Source organism: Clostridium sp., from assembly GCF_050717635.1.
Lineage (GTDB): Bacteria > Bacillota > Clostridia > Clostridiales > Clostridiaceae > Clostridium_AD.
The window spans coordinates 40,065-57,460 of the sequence record NZ_JBOITO010000031.1; the positions used below are offsets into that span (position 1 = coordinate 40,065).

At 34.3% G+C, this 17,396-nt stretch carries 17 protein-coding genes and 1 tRNA gene; 1 reads left to right on the forward strand and 17 read right to left on the reverse strand.

Features of this window, described 5'->3' with window-relative positions:
• Window positions 1–10: 10 nt before the first annotated feature.
• The 6 genes from ACREWB_RS15765 to ACREWB_RS15790 form a co-directional block, all read right to left on the reverse strand.
• Window positions 11–292 (reverse strand): metal-sensing transcriptional repressor, encoded by a 282-nt coding sequence (locus tag ACREWB_RS15765; protein ID WP_216300845.1) that lies wholly within the window; start codon window positions 290–292, stop codon window positions 11–13.
• Window positions 293–629: 337 nt separating this feature from the next.
• Window positions 630–721, reverse strand: a tRNA-Ser gene (locus tag ACREWB_RS15770).
• A 144-nt stretch (window positions 722–865) separates the two neighbouring features.
• Entirely contained in the window at window positions 866–3,301 is a 2,436-nt protein-coding gene (locus ACREWB_RS15775; protein WP_431548417.1) for a heavy metal translocating P-type ATPase, read from the reverse strand.
• Window positions 3,302–3,316: 15 nt separating this feature from the next.
• Window positions 3,317–3,562, reverse strand: coding sequence for a metal-sensing transcriptional repressor (locus tag ACREWB_RS15780; RefSeq protein ID WP_431548490.1), 246 nt, complete (start codon window positions 3,560–3,562; stop codon window positions 3,317–3,319).
• 163 nt (window positions 3,563–3,725) lie between these two features.
• Window positions 3,726–3,908 (reverse strand): CC/Se motif family (seleno)protein, encoded by a 183-nt coding sequence (locus ACREWB_RS15785; protein ID WP_431548491.1) that lies wholly within the window; start codon window positions 3,906–3,908, stop codon window positions 3,726–3,728.
• A 268-nt stretch (window positions 3,909–4,176) separates the two neighbouring features.
• A complete protein-coding gene (locus tag ACREWB_RS15790) occupies window positions 4,177–4,620 on the reverse strand; it encodes a tellurite resistance TerB family protein (protein ID WP_431548418.1) in 444 nt (147 codons plus the stop codon).
• Window positions 4,621–4,899: 279 nt separating this feature from the next.
• Between ACREWB_RS15790 and ACREWB_RS15795 the strand changes: the two genes are divergently transcribed.
• Complete coding sequence (locus ACREWB_RS15795) at window positions 4,900–6,420, forward strand: ThiF family adenylyltransferase (protein WP_431548419.1); 1,521 nt, start codon at window positions 4,900–4,902, stop codon at window positions 6,418–6,420.
• A gap of 48 nt (window positions 6,421–6,468) precedes the next feature.
• Here ACREWB_RS15795 and ACREWB_RS15800 read toward each other — a convergent pair whose 3' ends face one another.
• The 11 genes from ACREWB_RS15800 to ACREWB_RS15850 form a co-directional block, all read right to left on the reverse strand.
• Window positions 6,469–6,693 carry a MoaD/ThiS family protein gene (locus ACREWB_RS15800; RefSeq protein ID WP_431548420.1) on the reverse strand — a complete coding sequence of 75 codons (225 nt, stop codon included), beginning with the start codon at window positions 6,691–6,693 and terminating at the stop codon, window positions 6,469–6,471.
• Between the two features lie 29 nt (window positions 6,694–6,722).
• Window positions 6,723–8,519 carry an aldehyde ferredoxin oxidoreductase family protein gene (locus ACREWB_RS15805; protein WP_431548421.1) on the reverse strand — a complete coding sequence of 599 codons (1,797 nt, stop codon included), beginning with the start codon at window positions 8,517–8,519 and terminating at the stop codon, window positions 6,723–6,725.
• Between the two features lie 178 nt (window positions 8,520–8,697).
• Window positions 8,698–10,599: a sigma-54-dependent Fis family transcriptional regulator gene (locus tag ACREWB_RS15810; protein WP_431548422.1), complete on the reverse strand. Its 1,902-nt coding sequence runs from the start codon at window positions 10,597–10,599 to the stop codon at window positions 8,698–8,700.
• A 3-nt stretch (window positions 10,600–10,602) separates the two neighbouring features.
• On the reverse strand, window positions 10,603–11,037 hold the full coding sequence (locus ACREWB_RS15815; protein ID WP_431548423.1) for an MOSC domain-containing protein: 435 nt from the start codon (window positions 11,035–11,037) through the stop codon (window positions 10,603–10,605).
• On the reverse strand, window positions 11,037–11,516 hold the full coding sequence (gene moaC, locus ACREWB_RS15820; RefSeq protein WP_431548424.1) for a cyclic pyranopterin monophosphate synthase MoaC: 480 nt from the start codon (window positions 11,514–11,516) through the stop codon (window positions 11,037–11,039). The genes ACREWB_RS15815 and moaC overlap by 1 nt, the downstream gene beginning before the upstream one ends.
• 32 nt (window positions 11,517–11,548) lie before the next feature.
• A complete protein-coding gene (locus ACREWB_RS15825) occupies window positions 11,549–11,986 on the reverse strand; it encodes an MOSC domain-containing protein (RefSeq protein ID WP_431548425.1) in 438 nt (145 codons plus the stop codon).
• Window positions 11,987–12,051: 65 nt separating this feature from the next.
• Complete coding sequence (moaA, locus tag ACREWB_RS15830; protein ID WP_431548426.1) at window positions 12,052–13,011, reverse strand: GTP 3',8-cyclase MoaA; 960 nt, start codon at window positions 13,009–13,011, stop codon at window positions 12,052–12,054.
• 11 nt (window positions 13,012–13,022) lie between these two features.
• Window positions 13,023–14,930 (reverse strand): molybdopterin biosynthesis protein, encoded by a 1,908-nt coding sequence (locus ACREWB_RS15835; protein WP_431548427.1) that lies wholly within the window; start codon window positions 14,928–14,930, stop codon window positions 13,023–13,025.
• Between the two features lie 36 nt (window positions 14,931–14,966).
• Window positions 14,967–16,190, reverse strand: a complete 1,224-nt coding sequence (locus ACREWB_RS15840; RefSeq protein WP_431548428.1) for a molybdopterin molybdotransferase MoeA — start codon at window positions 16,188–16,190, stop codon at window positions 14,967–14,969.
• Window positions 16,177–16,686, reverse strand: coding sequence for a MogA/MoaB family molybdenum cofactor biosynthesis protein (locus ACREWB_RS15845; RefSeq protein ID WP_431548429.1), 510 nt, complete (start codon window positions 16,684–16,686; stop codon window positions 16,177–16,179). The genes ACREWB_RS15840 and ACREWB_RS15845 overlap by 14 nt, the downstream gene beginning before the upstream one ends.
• Entirely contained in the window at window positions 16,655–17,389 is a 735-nt protein-coding gene (locus ACREWB_RS15850) for an ATP-binding cassette domain-containing protein (protein ID WP_431548430.1), read from the reverse strand. The genes ACREWB_RS15845 and ACREWB_RS15850 overlap by 32 nt, the downstream gene beginning before the upstream one ends.
• Window positions 17,390–17,396: the final 7 nt, after the last annotated feature.

The following is a 17,396-nucleotide window of genomic DNA, read 5'->3' on the forward strand; positions in this document are numbered from 1 at the left end:
CCCCCAAATATTATTTTATAAATTTATCAATGGCACTATTCAAATCTTCTAGTACCTTTTTATCTCCAGTTTCTACTGCATTTACAACACAGGTATTAATATGGTCTTGTAAAATAATTTTCCCAATATTATTCACTGCTGATTTTACTGCTGCAATTTGAATAAGAACTTCGCTGCAATCTCTATTATCTTCTACCATCTTTTTTACAGATTGTAAGTGACCTATGGCTCTAGATAGCCTATTGATAACTGCTTTAGTATTTTCATGTTCGTGATTATGTTGTTCACACATATTTAAGCCTCCATTCAATATCCCCCATAGGGGGTTAACAAAATTATAGCATTATTTTGTTTGAATTCCAATATTAATATTAAAACTTAATTTTAAATAAAAAAGAGCCTATTCTGTAAAAAGAATAAGCTCTTCTAAACCCTTAATTTTAGCGGAGAGAGGGGGATTCAATTGCTGCTACGCATCAATTACGTCGACACCCGGTCCGGGTCCTGTCTCCGCGCGTATAGCTAAAAATGTGATACCATCACATTTTTAGCTATACGCCCTCGCGGGTTCAAATCCCCCTTATAAATTGACATAATAAAGAACTCGCCTACAGCGAGTTCTTATATTTTGGCGGAGAGAGGGAGATTTGAACCCCCGGAACGGAATAACCCGTTCGCCTGTTTTCGAGGCAGGTACCTTCGGCCACTCGGACATCTCTCCATATATTTAATTGCTTTTTTATTATAACACATTTAAATTACTAAACAAAGCCTACACATGCTTTTTATCCTAATAAACAACATAAAAGCCTAAGTACTATTTTTAAATAATACTTAGGCTTCTTAGATTTCCATTAAAAACATTCTACATTAATGGCTTAAACCCTTTTAACCTCAATGCATTTGTTAAAACAGAAACAGAACTAAAGCTCATTGCAAGGGCTGCAATAATTGGATTTAAAAGTGGGCCTCCGAATAAATGTAGTACTCCCATTGCAACTGGTATTCCCAGTGCATTATACCCAAATGCCCAAAATAAATTTTGCTTTATATTTGTTATAGTTTTCTTACTTAATTGTAGCGCTGTCGCTACATCCATTAAATCGCTTCTCATAAGAACTATATCTGCAGATTCCATTGCAACGTCTGTACCCGATCCTATAGCAATGCCAATATCTGCCTGAGCTAGTGCAGGTGCATCATTAATTCCATCGCCAACCATAGCAACTTTTTTACCTTCTGCTTGAAGCTTTTTAACCTCATTTGCTTTATCCTCAGGCAAAACTTCAGCTAATATTCTATCAATGCCAACTTGCGCTGCAATAGCTGCTGCTGTCCTCTTATTATCGCCAGTTATCATGGCAACTTCTATTCCCATACTATGAAGTCTTTCTATAGCCTTTTTACTATTTTCTTTGACTGTGTCTGCAACTGCAATTATTCCGCTTAACTTATTTTCTATAGCGATATACATTGGCGTTTTTCCTTCTTCAGCAAGTCTGTTTGAAACTTCCTCTAAATTATCTAAGGAAATTTCTCTTTCTATCATAAGTTTCCTATTACCAAGTAATATTTTGCTACCTTCTATACTAACTTCAATTCCATAACCAGGTATAGCTTTAAATTTATCTACCTTTTTAAATTCTAGTGAATTCTCTTCTGCATCCTTAACTATTGCTTCACCTAATGGATGTTCAGAACCTTTTTCAGCAGAGGCTGCTACTTGAAGTAAAAATGAATCAGTAATGCCTTCTGCAGTAACTATATCAGTTACCTTTGGTTTTCCTTCAGTAAGTGTTCCTGTCTTATCAAATACTATAGTTTGAATTTTATGTGCAGTTTCAAGTGCTACCCCACTTTTTATAAGCACTCCATATTCTGCACCCTTTCCTGTTCCCACCATTATTGCTGTAGGTGTCGCAAGCCCAAGAGCACAAGGACAGGCTATTACAAGTACTGAAATGAATATTGTTAACGAGAACACTCCCGTTTCTCCAGATATAAACCAAGCTAATGAGGAAACTAAGGCAAGACCTATAACCACAGGTACAAAGTAACTTGATATAATATCCGCCATTGCAGCTATTGGAGCTTTTGAACCTTGAGCATTCTCAACTAAGGTTATTATTTGTGAAAGCGCCGTATCTTTACCAACTTTAGTTACTTTATATTTGATAGATCCATTTTTATTTATACTTGCGCCAATTATATTATGTCCAATACTTTTTTCCACTGGCATGCTCTCACCAGTTAGCATTGACTCATCTACAGATGTAGTTCCTTCTATTACTTCACCATCTACTGGCATTTTCTCGCCTGGCCTAACTACTACTATATCTCCAACTTCTACTTCATCTATTGGAATCTCTGTTTCTATATTATCGCGGATTATTCTAGCCGTCTTTGGAGCAAGACCCATAAGTTTTTTGATTGCCTCAGAGGTTTTACCTTTAGTTACAGATTCCAAATATTTACCAAGCGTTATAAGTGTAAGTATTACACCTGCAGATTCAAAATACATTTCATAACCATGTTCACCTTCAAGTATTTTTATTACAGCAAATAAACTGTACAGAAATGCTGCTGATGTTCCAATTGATATTAATGAATCCATATTGGGACTCAATCTAAATAATGATTTAAATCCAACTATATAATATTTTTTCCCTGTATATAGTATTGGTAGAACAAGTGCTAATTGTAGAAGAGCATAAACCTTCATATGCATCATTGGATTAATAGCTTCAGGCAAACTAATAATCATAGGTAGCATGGCAACTAGTAAAAGTGGGACTCCAAAAATTGCAGATATTAAAAACCTATTCCATAGAGCCTTTATTTCTTTTTCTTTCTTTACTTTATCCAGGTCTACATTACTTTCATCCTCTACAGCCTTATAGCCTGATTTCTCAATTGCCTTCTTTATATCTGACATCCGAACTAATGCTGTTTCAAAAGATATAGTTAATTTTTCAGTGGCAAAGTTTACATTTGATTCTACTACTCCCGGTAGTTTCTTAGTTACTCTTTCTATATTCTTTGCACATGCCGCACAAGTCATTCCCTCTAGTTTTAAGGTTTTTGTGGTTGTTGGGACTAATATTTTGTACCCAGCTTTTTCAACTGCACTTTGTATATCTTCTAATTTAATTTTTGATTCATCATAATTTAAATTTAGCTTTTCAGTAGCAAAATTTACATTTGCCTCCTCAACGCCGGGTAACTTTTTTGAAACTCTTTCTATAGCCTTAGCACATGCTGCGCAGGTCATTCCTTCTATTTTAAGTGTTTTATTTCCCATATTACATTCCTCCAATTATTTACTTCCAATTAATTTAGCAAGTAATTCAATTATTTCATCGACTTTATCCTCACCTGTATTATTCATAAATGCATCTTTTACACAATGATTAAGATGCTGTTTTAAAATTAACATATTTGCTTTTTTAAGTAGAGATTGTGCTGCAATTATTTGATTTGACACATCAATACAATATCTACCGTCTTCCATCATCTTGATTATCCCCTCAATTTGTCCCTTAGATGTCTTAAGAGAACTCATTGCTTGTTCTTGATCTTTATTCAATTTAATCCCTCCTTTTATATGTTTTCTATAATATATAAGTTTTATACCCCTCCCTATAGGGGGGAGGTTTAAAATTAAAAAATATTATTTTTGACATTATAAACAAAATCGATCATAGTTTTTTCTATACAGCATTACACTAATAATAAATCTGTATGCCATCCACTTCCAGATTCTTTATCCAGAGAAATTTTCTCATGAATATATGCAGCTTTTCGTTTCTAATTTGTGTGTTTTTTATCAAAAATACACTTATATCATCTACTTTATACATATCATAATCATCTACTAATGCAGGTTTACCCAACTGAACTGTCGGGATATTTACCTTGGATCATCCTTCACCTGTGGATTTAACAAAAAGTGCTACTGAATTCTCTTTAGAATGTTTTCTAATATAATCAGCAGTATTTTTCTCTATAATTATATTCATAAACACAACTCCTTTTCTTAGTGTATTATTTGTTTATCTATGTAGTTATTATACCTGATATTTATGAAGAATTTATGAAGGAAAATCATTTTGATTTATTTTATTATAAAAAACCTGTAGAACATTTTTAGTTCTACAGGTCTGTATGTATCTATTATTATAGCTTGAAATCTGCTGGATTTACACCCAGGTTTGAGCACATTTCTTTAACCAAAGCAACTTCTTCTTTGTCGAAATTTCCATCTGCCGCGCCTATAGAGCAGCATACTGCTATTAAGGTTTTTCCTGCATCAGTTTTGCTTTTCATTTTAGTAATTGACTTCATAGCCTCAGCTTTTCCAACATTATAATCGAATGCAAACATATCTGCATAATGATTAAACCTTGTTAACACATCATTTAATTTAAAAACCTTTAATGAATCATTAAGATTAATATATCCTACCATCTTTTGTTTTTCTTCTGAGCTTATATCTCCATCAGCACTTGCGATCAGTGCACAACCCGCAGCAATTGCCTCCATAAAATCTTTGTTTGCAAATTGCTTGATTCCTGCTTCTGCTTTAGTCTTCTGTTCTTTTAACCAATCACCAATTCCCATAATAAACACTCCTTTGATTTTTAGTTTACAAATGAATTTTAAATAACCTTATTTACTATTATTCAGAATATTTGTATATATAATATATCATATACTGATGAAAATAGAAAGGACAAGCTACGACTAACCTTGTTTCCATCCTTTTCGTTAATATAACTGTGTTGAACCTTGCACTTAAAAGCATTATAATATACATAAGGTAGGGACAATTATATCTCAAAAACCTAAAAATGTATATATCTTTCAAAATATGTATTTACACTTTGTGGAGGTGTTTTAATGGTTTTGTCAAAAAATCAGATTAATAGATATTTAAGACATATAATAATTCCTGAAATTAGTGGTCCTGGTCAAAAGAAAATAACTGAAGCCAAAGTATATTTATATGCATCCACCGTACAAGAGGCCTCTTCACTTATATACTATCTTGCTGCCTCTGGAATAGGCTATATATATTGCACTTTTAAAAACGATGATGGATATGAATCATTATTTAAAAACATTTATGACCTTAATGGGGATGTAGTTATTGAGCTTTTTAATAATCAATCAAAAGTAAGCTGCAATAGCCCTCACTTTAATGAATGTTTTATAATTAGAATATTAATTAGTAAATACGATAACTTTAAAGATAATCTTATAAGTTTTTCTAACCACATGTTTAGTTCTAAATTCATTCCTACAATTGTAGCAATTAACAATGGTTGGAATGGATATCTTCAAACCTTTAGTAATCAAGAAGATTTGAATACTTTACTTTCAAATCTACCGCCCTTAGAATTGGAATCTGTTTGTAATATTACTGAAGAAAAAGAGGGCCCTATACTTACAGCTTGTCTTCTTGGTCCTCTTACCACAATTGAATGTATAAAGCTTATTTTGAACGTTGGAACAATATTAGATAAACCACTATATTTTAATCTATTGTCTATGGAATTCTACAAGTCAGATAATGTAGATTTCAAATTAGCAATTAATGCTTTTGTAAAAAATAGTTATTCTGATAATCAATTGACTTCAAATTCTCAAAAAAACTACAATAAAAAAAATCTTTCAGATAGTAAAGTGTTAATTGTTGGTGCTGGAGGACTTGGGTCTCCTGTGGCTTATGCACTATCTAGTTTAGGTGTTGGAACCATAGGTATTGTTGACTATGATAGCGTTGAAATTAGTAACCTTAACCGTCAAATACTTCATTCGGTTTCTAGAATTGGTATTCCAAAGGTAGAATCAGCAGAAATTTTCTTAAATAATTTAAATCCAAATGTGAAAATAGTAACTCACAATACTAACCTCAATATAAGTAATGCTTTAGATATAATTGAGGATTACGATGTAATTATAGATGCACTTGATAACTTTCCAGCGCGTTATCTTTTAAATGACGCATGTTATTTTAAAAATAAGCCCCTTGTAGATGCAGCCGCAGTAAGGTTTCACGGCTTAATTATGACAATACTTCCAAATAACGGCGCCTGTTATCGTTGTGCATTCCCTGTAATGCCTAATCAAAAGCCTGGTACTAGTTGCTCTGAATTAGGGGTTTTAGGACCAGTACCAGGCGTCATGGGATTTCTTCAAGCAGCTGAGATTGTTAAACAACTCCTAGGAAAGGGTGTGCCCCTATCTAATAGAATAATCTACTATGACGCTTTGGATTCTGACTTTGATACTATTAATATTAATAAATCCATAGATTGTGCTTTATGTGGTAGTCACCCAACCATAACTGCGCTTACTGAATATAATAGTTCCTGCGATAATAATAATAATAATAATAATAATAAGGGAATCAGCTAATATTGCGCTGACTCCCTTATTATTATTATCTTCTCCACAAACTCCAAATTATCCTCCACCAACTGGTGGGAACAGCGCTATTAGATCTGACTCTATCAGCGGTTTATCAAATTGTCCATCGCGTCCATTCACAAGCATAATTGCAACCTCTGACTTTTCTATCCCTAAAATAGCAATAACATCTTCAGGAGTTTTACCTGGATCTAGTTCCAAAACCTGAATTTTATCTCTACCATCTCTAAAGGTGGCAAATAATTTCACTGTAATTTTCACATTCTCACCTCTCAATCAGAGCATAGGTACTATAATCCCAATTTTTCTAACTTTTCTGCCGTTGGAATACCACTTTCATCCCAGCCTCTTTCCTTATAATACTCTGGAAGAAGTTCAGATAATCTGTGTACATTGCCTTTAGAAGGTCCTTCTTGAATTGGCTCCTCCAGTAATCTTTTTGGCAGTGTATCTTGGGTGGAATCTATCCCAGCAGCTAAATTAAATTGTCTTTCAATATTCCAAATTCTATCTCCTGCTTCAAGTATGGAATCAGCGGTGTGATCTGTGCCACATACTGCATTATACAAATCAGCATAATCAGGAGCTCCCATAGCAAATGATGTAAATAGACATAATCCAAGAGAATCTATAGATGCAGTTAAGTCTTGGAAAATTTTAACCCAAGTAGCTTTTCCCTCAAGTGCAAATCTATCCAATTTTTCTGGAAGTCCTAATATTTCTGGTGATATCATATATCCTCTTACATGGCATCCACCCCTGTTAGATGTAGCAAATTCAAGTCCTTGACCCTGTATAGCTCTTGGATCATAAGCAGGAATTTCAAGCTTTTTAACTGACATTGAAAGATCAGCTGCGCCGTAAGAATCGCAAAGTCTATATGAACCCATCGCCATTTTTGCTCCTAGTCCTTCTGATTTTCCTATTTTTATTGTCCAATCAAGCATTCCTTGCGCATTGCCAAATTCTAGTGGAGTTCCCTCTAGTTCTTCTTCTTTAATATATCCCTTTTGGTAAAGTTCCATTCCAGCGGCAATAGTCGCTCCTACAGAAATTGTATCCATACCATATTCATTACAGAAGTAGTTTGCCTTGCATATTGCATTCATATCAGCTATACCACAATCCGAACCAAAAGACCATAGTGTTTCATATTCTGGTCCCCCAACTTCTATACCCATATCTGGTATTTTTACATATCTACCACAAGCGATTGGACATCTATAACAAGGATTTTTTCTAACTAAGATATCTTTAGTCATTGCCTCGCCACTAATATCATCAGCTTTTTCAAAATAAGACTGCTGGAAATTTTTAGTTGGATGTACGCCATTTTCATTAAGTATGTTTACAAGAACTGCAGTTCCGTATGTTGGAAGACCTGCACCTGTAACCCCATTCTCTTTTATATTCTTCATCCAAACCTTTGAAACCTCTTTTAGCTTTTCAGTATCTGCTATTTGTGGTTTTAAACTTCCTTTAACCGCAATAGCTTTCAGATTTTTTGAACCCATAACTGCTCCGACACCAGAACGACCTGCTGCTCTGTCATACTCATTCATTATGGAACCCATTTTAGATAATCTTTCACCTGCAGGTCCAATAGTCATAACTTTTGCTTTATCTGGCATTTCACTCTTTATAGTATCAGTCGTTTCTGTAACAAGTTTCCCCCAAAGACTACTAGCATCCTTTATTTCTACCTTATCATCAATTATGGTTAAGTAAACTGGTGAATCTGCTTTTCCTTCAAGTATAATTATGTCAAAACCTGTGGCCTTAAATTCAGCTCCCCAGTGACCACCCGAATTTGAGCATGCAATTGTACCTGATAGTGGAGATTTTGTAACTACCATATATCTTCCACCAGTAGGAACAGGTGTACCTGTTAATGGTCCTGTAACAATTATAAGCTTATTTTCAGGGCTTAATGGGTCAACCATCGGATCTACTTCGTCCATGAATATTTTTGTTCCAAGGCCTCTACCGCCAATAAATTTTTTAGCCATTTCTAAGTCAAGTGCCTCAACCACAATAGTTCTATCCTTTAAATTAATTCTTAATATTTTACCATTATAACCATACATAGTAACCCCTCCTTCATACATTTTGTTCTACATGTATTTATACAAAGCAAGTTTGATGCCAAGACAAAAAAATATAATGCCACCGAAACATAGCCATTCTGCAACGTTTCGGTGGCATTTTAAAAAAATTAAAGTAATATATATTTACTGTCCTAATTTAGGACACTCTATTAATTGTTTACTGTTGCATTTTAGAACAGTGTTCTGTTTCAGGACAGTCAATGTTATACTTTTCAATTTTTCTATACAGGGAACTTCTTGCAATATCTAATATTTTAGCAGCTAGACTAATATTACCTTTAACTTCTTTAATAACTTTGGTTATATGTTGTTTCTCCATCTGTTCCAAAGTAATTCCTGTATATTGTTCTATTGACTCCTTTTGTTTTTCAGCTTCTTCATTATATAAATTCATTTGAAGCACTTCGGAATTAACTATACGTTCAATAACATTTTCAAGTTCTCTTATATTTCCCGGCCAATCGTAATTTTTAAGGTAGTTCATATATTCTTCGGAAATATCCACACTGTGCTTATTAAGTTTTTTAGATGTTTTCCTCATATAATAACTCACCAGCTGCGCAACATCTTCCCTACGTTCCCTTAGTGGTGGTAAGTGTAATGGAAGAACATTTAGTCTATAATAAAGATCTTTTCTAAAATTGCCCATTTCCACCTCATGTTTTAAATCCTTATTTGTAGCTGCCATAATCCTTACATCGATATTTATTTGTTTTGAACTTCCTATTCTATTTACTACTCCTTCTTCTATTACTCTTAATAATTTGTTCTGCATATCTGAAGGCATTTCTCCTATTTCATCCAGAAAAATTGTACCACCATCGGCAATTTCAAATTTGCCTACATTTCCGCCTTTTTTTGCACCTGTAAATGCTCCACCTTCATAACCAAAAAGTTCTGATTCTATTAGAGTTCTTGGGATAGCACCACAGTTTACTGCTATAAATGACTCTTCACTACGGTTACTGTGATTGTGGATTGATTGAGCAAAAACTTCTTTTCCTGTTCCACTTTCACCAGTAATTAATATTGTAGACTTACTATCTGCTATTTTTTTTGCATACTCAATAAGATTTCGGAATTTTTTATTTATCCCTATTATTTTATCAAAAGTATATATTGCTTGCCCACTTAAAATTCTCCCTGCAAGCTTCCTACTCTTTCTTAATTCATAAAACACAAGTGTTATTTCTTCAATCTTATTAGTAATACCGCATATAGGGTATGCTGTAAGAGTAAATTGCAATTTATTCACTGGAGTATTTACATATATATCTTCATCTGTAAATGTACCCTTTGACTTAAGACGCTCTATTATTTCATTAAAGTTTAAAATTAAATCAGGTATTTTCATACTTTTCATTTTGAGGGCGTCATACCCAAACATATTAGCAATTTGCTTATTCATTGTTGTAATGTTTCCTTCTAAATCACAAGTCAAAATCCCTGAAGAAATGGAATCAAAGGTGGTTTCTAGACGCTTCTTGCAAATTTCAATCATTAGATTATATTTGTTGTTTTGGAGCATTCTTTCAATAGCATTTGCCGCTGCTACTACCATGCCCAAAGTGTGAGGATTTACATTTTCTATATACCCAGTTAAATTTATCATTCCAATTATATTGCCATATTCATCCTTAATTGGTGCAGCAGAACATGTCCATTTATGATATGCATTAATAAAATGTTCCTCGCCAGACACCTGAGAGGGACGCCTTTCAGAAATTACAAGGCTCATTGCATTAGTCCCAATATGAGCTTCATCCATGTATGCACCAGTAATCATTTTAAGTTTAGAAGATTCTACTAATATATTTTCATCTCCAACTACGTTTAAGATACATCCATCGCCGTCGCACAGTAATGCAAAAAACTCAGAACCTCTTACGAAATCATATAAATGATTAATAAATGGAGCTGCATTTAATATAAGTTCACTGTTTTTTTCTAAGTTTTCCTGTAATTCATCGCCTTCTATTACTTTGGTGCTAAATAAATTGCCAGGTAGTAATTCCATTGTCTTACATCTATCATGTGACGCTTCGATGTGTTTATCCATAACTTATTCCTCCACTAAAATCTCATCTCCAGCTTTAATATACCCTTCAGTAAGTACCCTAGCAAATATACCTTCTCTTGGCATAACGCAATCACCAACCAATTTTCTTATTTCACATCCGCCATGACATTCCTTCCCTATCTGTGTTACCTCAAAACGTACCTCTCCAATTTTAAGCACAGTTCCCACTGGAAGCTCATACAAAATTATTCCTTCGGTAGTAAGATTTTCAGCAAACTTTCCTGAACATAAGCCTTCTACTCCAGTAGCTCTCATTTTATCAATGCTCTCTTCCCCAAGGAAGCTCACCTGTCTATGCCATTTTCCTGCATGTGCGTCTCCCTCTAGGCCGTGATTAAATTTAAAAAACCCTTGCTCTATAGGGTGTTTTATTACCCCTTTTTTCTCACTTATATTTACAGCTGTAACCTTTGCCATTACAATCCCATCCTTTCAAATATTCCTGATTTTCCACCAGATTTTTTTATAAGACTAATATTATTTATAACCATTCCTCTATCTATTGCCTTGCACATATCATAAATAGTTAGTGCAGCAACTGATACAGCAGTTAGTGCTTCCATTTCGATGCCAGTCTTTCCTACAGTCTTTGTGGTTGCAGTTATTTCAATTTTAGTGTTTTCAAAATCAAAATTAAAACTAATATCGCAACCAGATATCATTATTGCATGACACATTGGTATTATTTGAGAAGTGCTTTTGGCACCCATAATTCCGCCTACCTGGGCTACAGCTAGTACATCTCCTTTTGAAATTGTTCCTTCTTTTATTCTTTCCAGTGTTTCCTTTTTCATTGATATTGATCCAACTGCTATAGCTACGCGGACAGTGTCACACTTTTCAGATACATCCACCATTTTGGCTCTTCCTTCTTCATTTATGTGGGTAAGTTCCATTTTTTATCTCCTTTTCTATTTATTTAGCCTCTTCATATTATTTCTACGGAATCTCCCTTTTTTAATTTACAACCCCTAATTACCTTACAAAATACACCCTCGCTTGGTAAAAGACTTACACCAAATGTTCTACTAACTATACTAGGATGATCCTCTTTGCCAATCTGAGTTACCTCCAAAACAGCACATGAACCTAATCTTATTCTGCTACCAACAGATAAACTAGAAAAGTCTAATCCATCAATTAAAATATTCTCTGCAAAATCGCCGGGCCCAACATTCAAATGATACTCTTTATTAACCTTTTGAACACTAGCCCAATTTAAACACGTAACCTGACGACCCCAATCGCCGGCATGCCCATCATTTTCTATCCCATAGCACTCTATAAAATTAGCTTCAGGCACTTCTTTTTTAAGTTGTCCTCTCTCTGGACTAATTGAGATAGCGTATAAACTTCCTTTATTCATAGAAACAATCATTCCTTTCCACGTGCTCAAGGCACAAAAATTTATAGGTTCCTGATTTCTGTTTATTAACCGCCTATCTGAGACATTCCCTTAATACTTCTACTGGCACTTTCTTCCTTAAGATGATGTTCGAGTGGTTTGTTTAAAATTGCAGATTTTAATGCGGCAGTTAACCCGGCTTCGTCATTTAAGTATTTCCTAAGGTTTATTTCTTCCTTGGAATGAAGGCATGGTTTAATGGTTCCAGTAGATGTAAGCCTTATTTTATTACAATCCGAGCAGAATTTACAACTTACAGGGCTAATGAATCCAATCTTCCCTTTTGCCCCTTGTAGCTTGTACAACTCTGCAGTGCTACTTTTCTCAGTTTGTATTTGAGTTAGTTCAGGATGTAGTTCTAGTACTTCCATAAAACTCAATTTATTTTTCTCGTACATCTTGACACCTTCACCTATAGGCATAAGTTCTATAAATCTTATTTCTACAGGTATTTCACGAATTAAGTTTAAAAAGTCCACAAACTCTATATCATTAATGCCTCTAAGTAATACTGTATTTATTTTTACAGGGTTTAATCCAAGGCTTAAACACTTGTATATACTTTCCATTACTTTATTTAAATTACCAACTCTTGTAACACTCTTAAATTTATCAGTATTCAATGTATCAAGACTAATGTTAACTCTATTAAGTCCAGCCTTCTTTAAATCAGCTGCCATATCAGAAAGTAAAATACCATTTGTAGTTATAGAAATGTCATCTATGCCTGATATTTTAGAAGTTTCATATATGAGTTTGTCTATATCTTTCATTATTAAGGGTTCCCCACCAGTAAATCTAATTTTATTAATACCAAGGGAAGCAGACGCCTTTATTATTTTTAGAGTATCTTCAAAACGTAAAATATCATCATGACTTAGACTTTTAACTCCCTGTTCTGGCATGCAATATATACATCTTAAATTACATCTATCCGTTACTGATATCCTTAGATAATTTATGTTCCTTCCATAATTATCTCTCATAAAACCACCTCCTATAATGTAATTATTTCCCCTATATCTGTGTAATCATAGCCAGAAAGTTTATCAAGTTCAACTTTAAATTCATCAGTTCTAATTACTTTAATAAATTCACTTATCATATCCATATCTAAAAACTCCACAGGCACAGCAAAATCATATTCTTCATTCCCAAGTGCTATAAAATCGAGTCCCATGAGCTTCGCTGCTGAATAAACTCCCAGGCCACAATCTGCATCACCAGCGGCTATTACAGCTGCTACAGCAATATGTGTAAATTCTTCTCTTTCATAACCGGATATATTTTTAGGAGCAAGTTCTAGTTTTTTTAAGTTATAATCTAAAAATAACCTTGTACCTGAGCCTCTTTGCCTATTAACGAATCTTCTTCCCTTTGTAACTATATCTGTTAGCGATTTAATATTTAATGGATTCCCTTTAGGGACTATAATTCCCTGGATTCTTTTGACTCCTTTAATTAATGCCATTGGTTTATCACCCAAATACTTCTTAAGATAAGAAACATTATAGCTACCATTTTCCATATCTAATAAATGAATAGGTGCTATATGGGTTTCTGATCCAATCAGTGCCATTATTCCTCCCATACTTCCCACATGGGCAGAGGATAAAAAATATTTTTCGTTTTTAATGTGAAATAGGTCTGATGCTATATCTACTATTGGATCATGGCTTCCAATACACACAAGTGTATTTTTAATTTCTTCCTGGCTTCTTAAAAGCTTCACCTGAACCTTTGTTCCAACTTCATATCCTTCTATGTTTTGCGGAATTTCAAGTACTCCATCTGCCCTAACTAAGGACATTGTTGTTCCCGCTCCACGACTTATAGGTGTTGCAATATATTTCCCAGAAACAAATCCAAGCTTAACTCTTACAAATTCTAAATATTTCAAAGTTGACATAGTGCGCCTTGTAAGAACAGCCTCAACAGTTTTTTCTACTTCATTATTAATTCCAAGATAAGTATGGACTATTTTCTTCACAATGTTTTCCATTACGAAATATGCAGATACAGGAAATCCTGGTATACCAACCACAGGTTTCCCAGCTATGCTTCCAAGTATAACTGGCTTACCTGGTTTTATTGCAATTCCGTGTACACAAACTTCACCTAGTTCTTCGATTACTGTGCAAGTAAAGTCCTCTCTACCTGCTGATGAGCCAGCGTTTATAAGTACAATATCACACTTCTCTACTGCATTTTTTACCGCCTCTTTAATAAGCTTATAATCATCTTTTACTATATCAAATCTGAGTGGTATTCCTCCCCAGTGCTGAACCTGCGCTGAGAATACCCTTGAATTAAACTCAATAATATCTCCAACCTTAAGTTCTCCTCCTGGCTCAACCATCTCTGTTCCAGTTGGGATTATTCCAACCACTGGTTTTTTATACACCTGAATCTCATTTACCCCACCTGCTATTATAGACCCTATATCAACAGGCCTAATTAAGTGCTTTGATGGAATAATAAGCTGAGTTTCAACAATATCTTCCCCAATAGTTCTAATGTGTTGAAAGGGAGCAGCACTCTTATAAATTGCCACTTTTCCCTTAGCTACGTTTATTAAATCCTCTACCATAATTACAGAGTCATATTCTTTTGGTATTGGATCCCCAGTATCCACTACTATATAATCAATTCCTTCTTGAAGTTCAATATGACTTCTATCTGATGCTCCATAGGTTTTTGTACTCAGAGTAGCAATGCCATCCATTGCTGAACTATTATAAAAAGGCGATGATATTTTTGCGTAAATTGCTGAGTAGGAAACCCGTCCTGCAGCCTCCCATGTTGCCACATGCTCCATTTCACCTTTAATTCCTAATAACTTGTTAAAATATAATTTAACTGCATCATTCAAATCCATATTTGATAAAAAAACTTCTTGAGCCAATCCCCTCATCTCCTTCGTGCTTTCATTTATGGAACTTTATAATTTGTGAACTTCAACTGTCTGTCCTTCCTTTAAGCCCTCATCATTTTTCTCTATTTTAACATACCCCCATGCCTTTGAGAATGCTGTTATTATCCCTGATTTACCAAATACAGGTTTTGCAATAATCTTATCATTAGAAGTTTCAAGTTCTACAGGTAAATACTCTTCTCGCCCTTTAGCTTTATGATAATTTATGCTCATTGTTGCACTAGTTCCGTAATTTTCATCATTATAAGACATTAAATTATATATATAATTTTTAACAAGTATTTTATATATTATAGAGCATGCAAGAGGATGTCCTGGGAGACCAAATATTATTTTTTCTTCATGTTTTCCAATTATAGTTGGTTTTCCAGGTTTTACTGCTATGCCATGTACCAAAACTTCCCCGTCTCCGTAAGATCTTATAACCTTTAAGGTTTGGTCCTTTTTCCCTACAGAGCTACCTCCAGAAATAAGAACTAAATCACACTCCTTAAAAGCCTTATCAACTGTAAACTTTAAAAGCTCATAATCGTCTTTTATGATTCCATAGCTTACTGGCTGAATTCCATCCTCAAGTAGCAATGACCAAAGAAGGTACGTATTTATATCTCGCACCTCCCCAAGCTCCGGTTTAACGTTACAAGGTACTACTTCATCTCCAGTTGAAATAATAGCAACTCTTGGCGCTTTATATACTGTTACCTCGCTAATTCCGATGCTTGCAAGAACACCTATCTCATAAGGTCTTAGCTTATCTCCTTTTTTTATAACAATATCCTGGGAACCTATATCTTCTCCCACCTGTATCACATTATCACCAAAGGCCACAGGTGAATAAATCATCACAGTATCTTGGCCTAGCTTATGGCTGTACTCAACCATCACTACACTATCTGCACTTTTAGGAAGCATTCCACCCGTAGGTATGTATAAACATTCCCCGGGTGATATATCGGAAGGAGGAACTTTTCCCATAAATATCTCACCCTTTATAAGTAACATAGAAGGTATTCCTTCGCTAGCCCCATGAACATCTCTTGAACACACTGCATAGCCGTCTACTGTTGATCTTTTGAATTCAGGTATATTACATTTTGCTTTTATATCCTCAAAACAAATTCTACCAACGCTTGCAAAAATGTTAACCTTTTCATATGAAAGCTCATAATTAAATGAACTATCTATAATTTCTTTAGCTTTTTCTACAGATACCACATTAAAAAGTTCCATGCTCATCCCTCCTAGCACACTCGCTGGCTTCTCCTATAAGTATATCAATACCATGTGGAATTGCCTCTATTATAAATCCAAGATTTTCTACTGCAGCCTTAGGGCTTCCTGGAAGATTAATGATTAAGGTTTTTCCTCGAATTCCTGCTATGCTTCTTGATAGCATTGCCTTTGTCGTAATCGCAAGAGATTTCATTCTCATTGCTTCCCCGATGCCTGGTACATATTTCTCTATTACATTTTTAGTTGCCTCTGGCGTAACGTCTCTTTCTGAAAAACCAGTTCCACCATTAGTTAATATTAAATTCACCTTAAGTTCATCACACAAATAAATAAGTTCTCTTTCTATTTCCTCTTTTTCATCAGGAATCATTTTATAGTAACTTATAACAAAGCCCTTTCCTTCTAGTTCACTTTTTATTGCAGGACCTGTCCCATCAATTCTTTCTCCTCTAGAGCCTTTATCACTCATAGTTAATATTGCAGTCTTTATCATATTCATCGCCCCTTTTCAAAATCTTTCTTAACAATTTATGCTTCGGAAAATTAAGAACCATATTAGTTTCTCCCTGCTCAATAATCCTTCCACTATCTAAATAAATAACAAAATCAGCTACTCGCGCCGCTTGTAATAAATCATGAGTGATTAAAATTACACTTCTCTTCCCTCCAGCCATTGTCTTTATAAGCTTTTCCGCTGTCAACGTACTTTCAATATCCATACTGGCGGTAGGCTCGTCTAGAAAAGTAACCTGTGTTTCCAAAATAGCTGTTCTAAGTAGTGATACCTTGGCTTGTTCTCCGCCTGATAACTCTCTGGTATTTTTACTTAGCAACTCATCTATTTTGAAATAAGGAACATAAGAATCTATTCTATTCTGTATTTCTTCACTAGTGAACTTTCTGAACTTTAATCCCATTTTTATATTTTCAATTACGGAAGTATTAAATAAATAAGGTTTTTGAAGCATAACTGATATATCTTTTTTTACAAATTCAGTGACTCTACAATTCTCATACAATACGGTTCCCTTTGTAAATGTATCAAGCCCTGAAACGCACTGCAATAGTGTAGTCTTTCCACTACCATTTAAGCCCATTAATGCATACACGTAGCCTTCTTCAAAATTTAACTCTTCTATATATAATGCTTCTTTTTCGTTATATTTTTTACTTGCGTCTATTACTTTAATATTCATATATTAT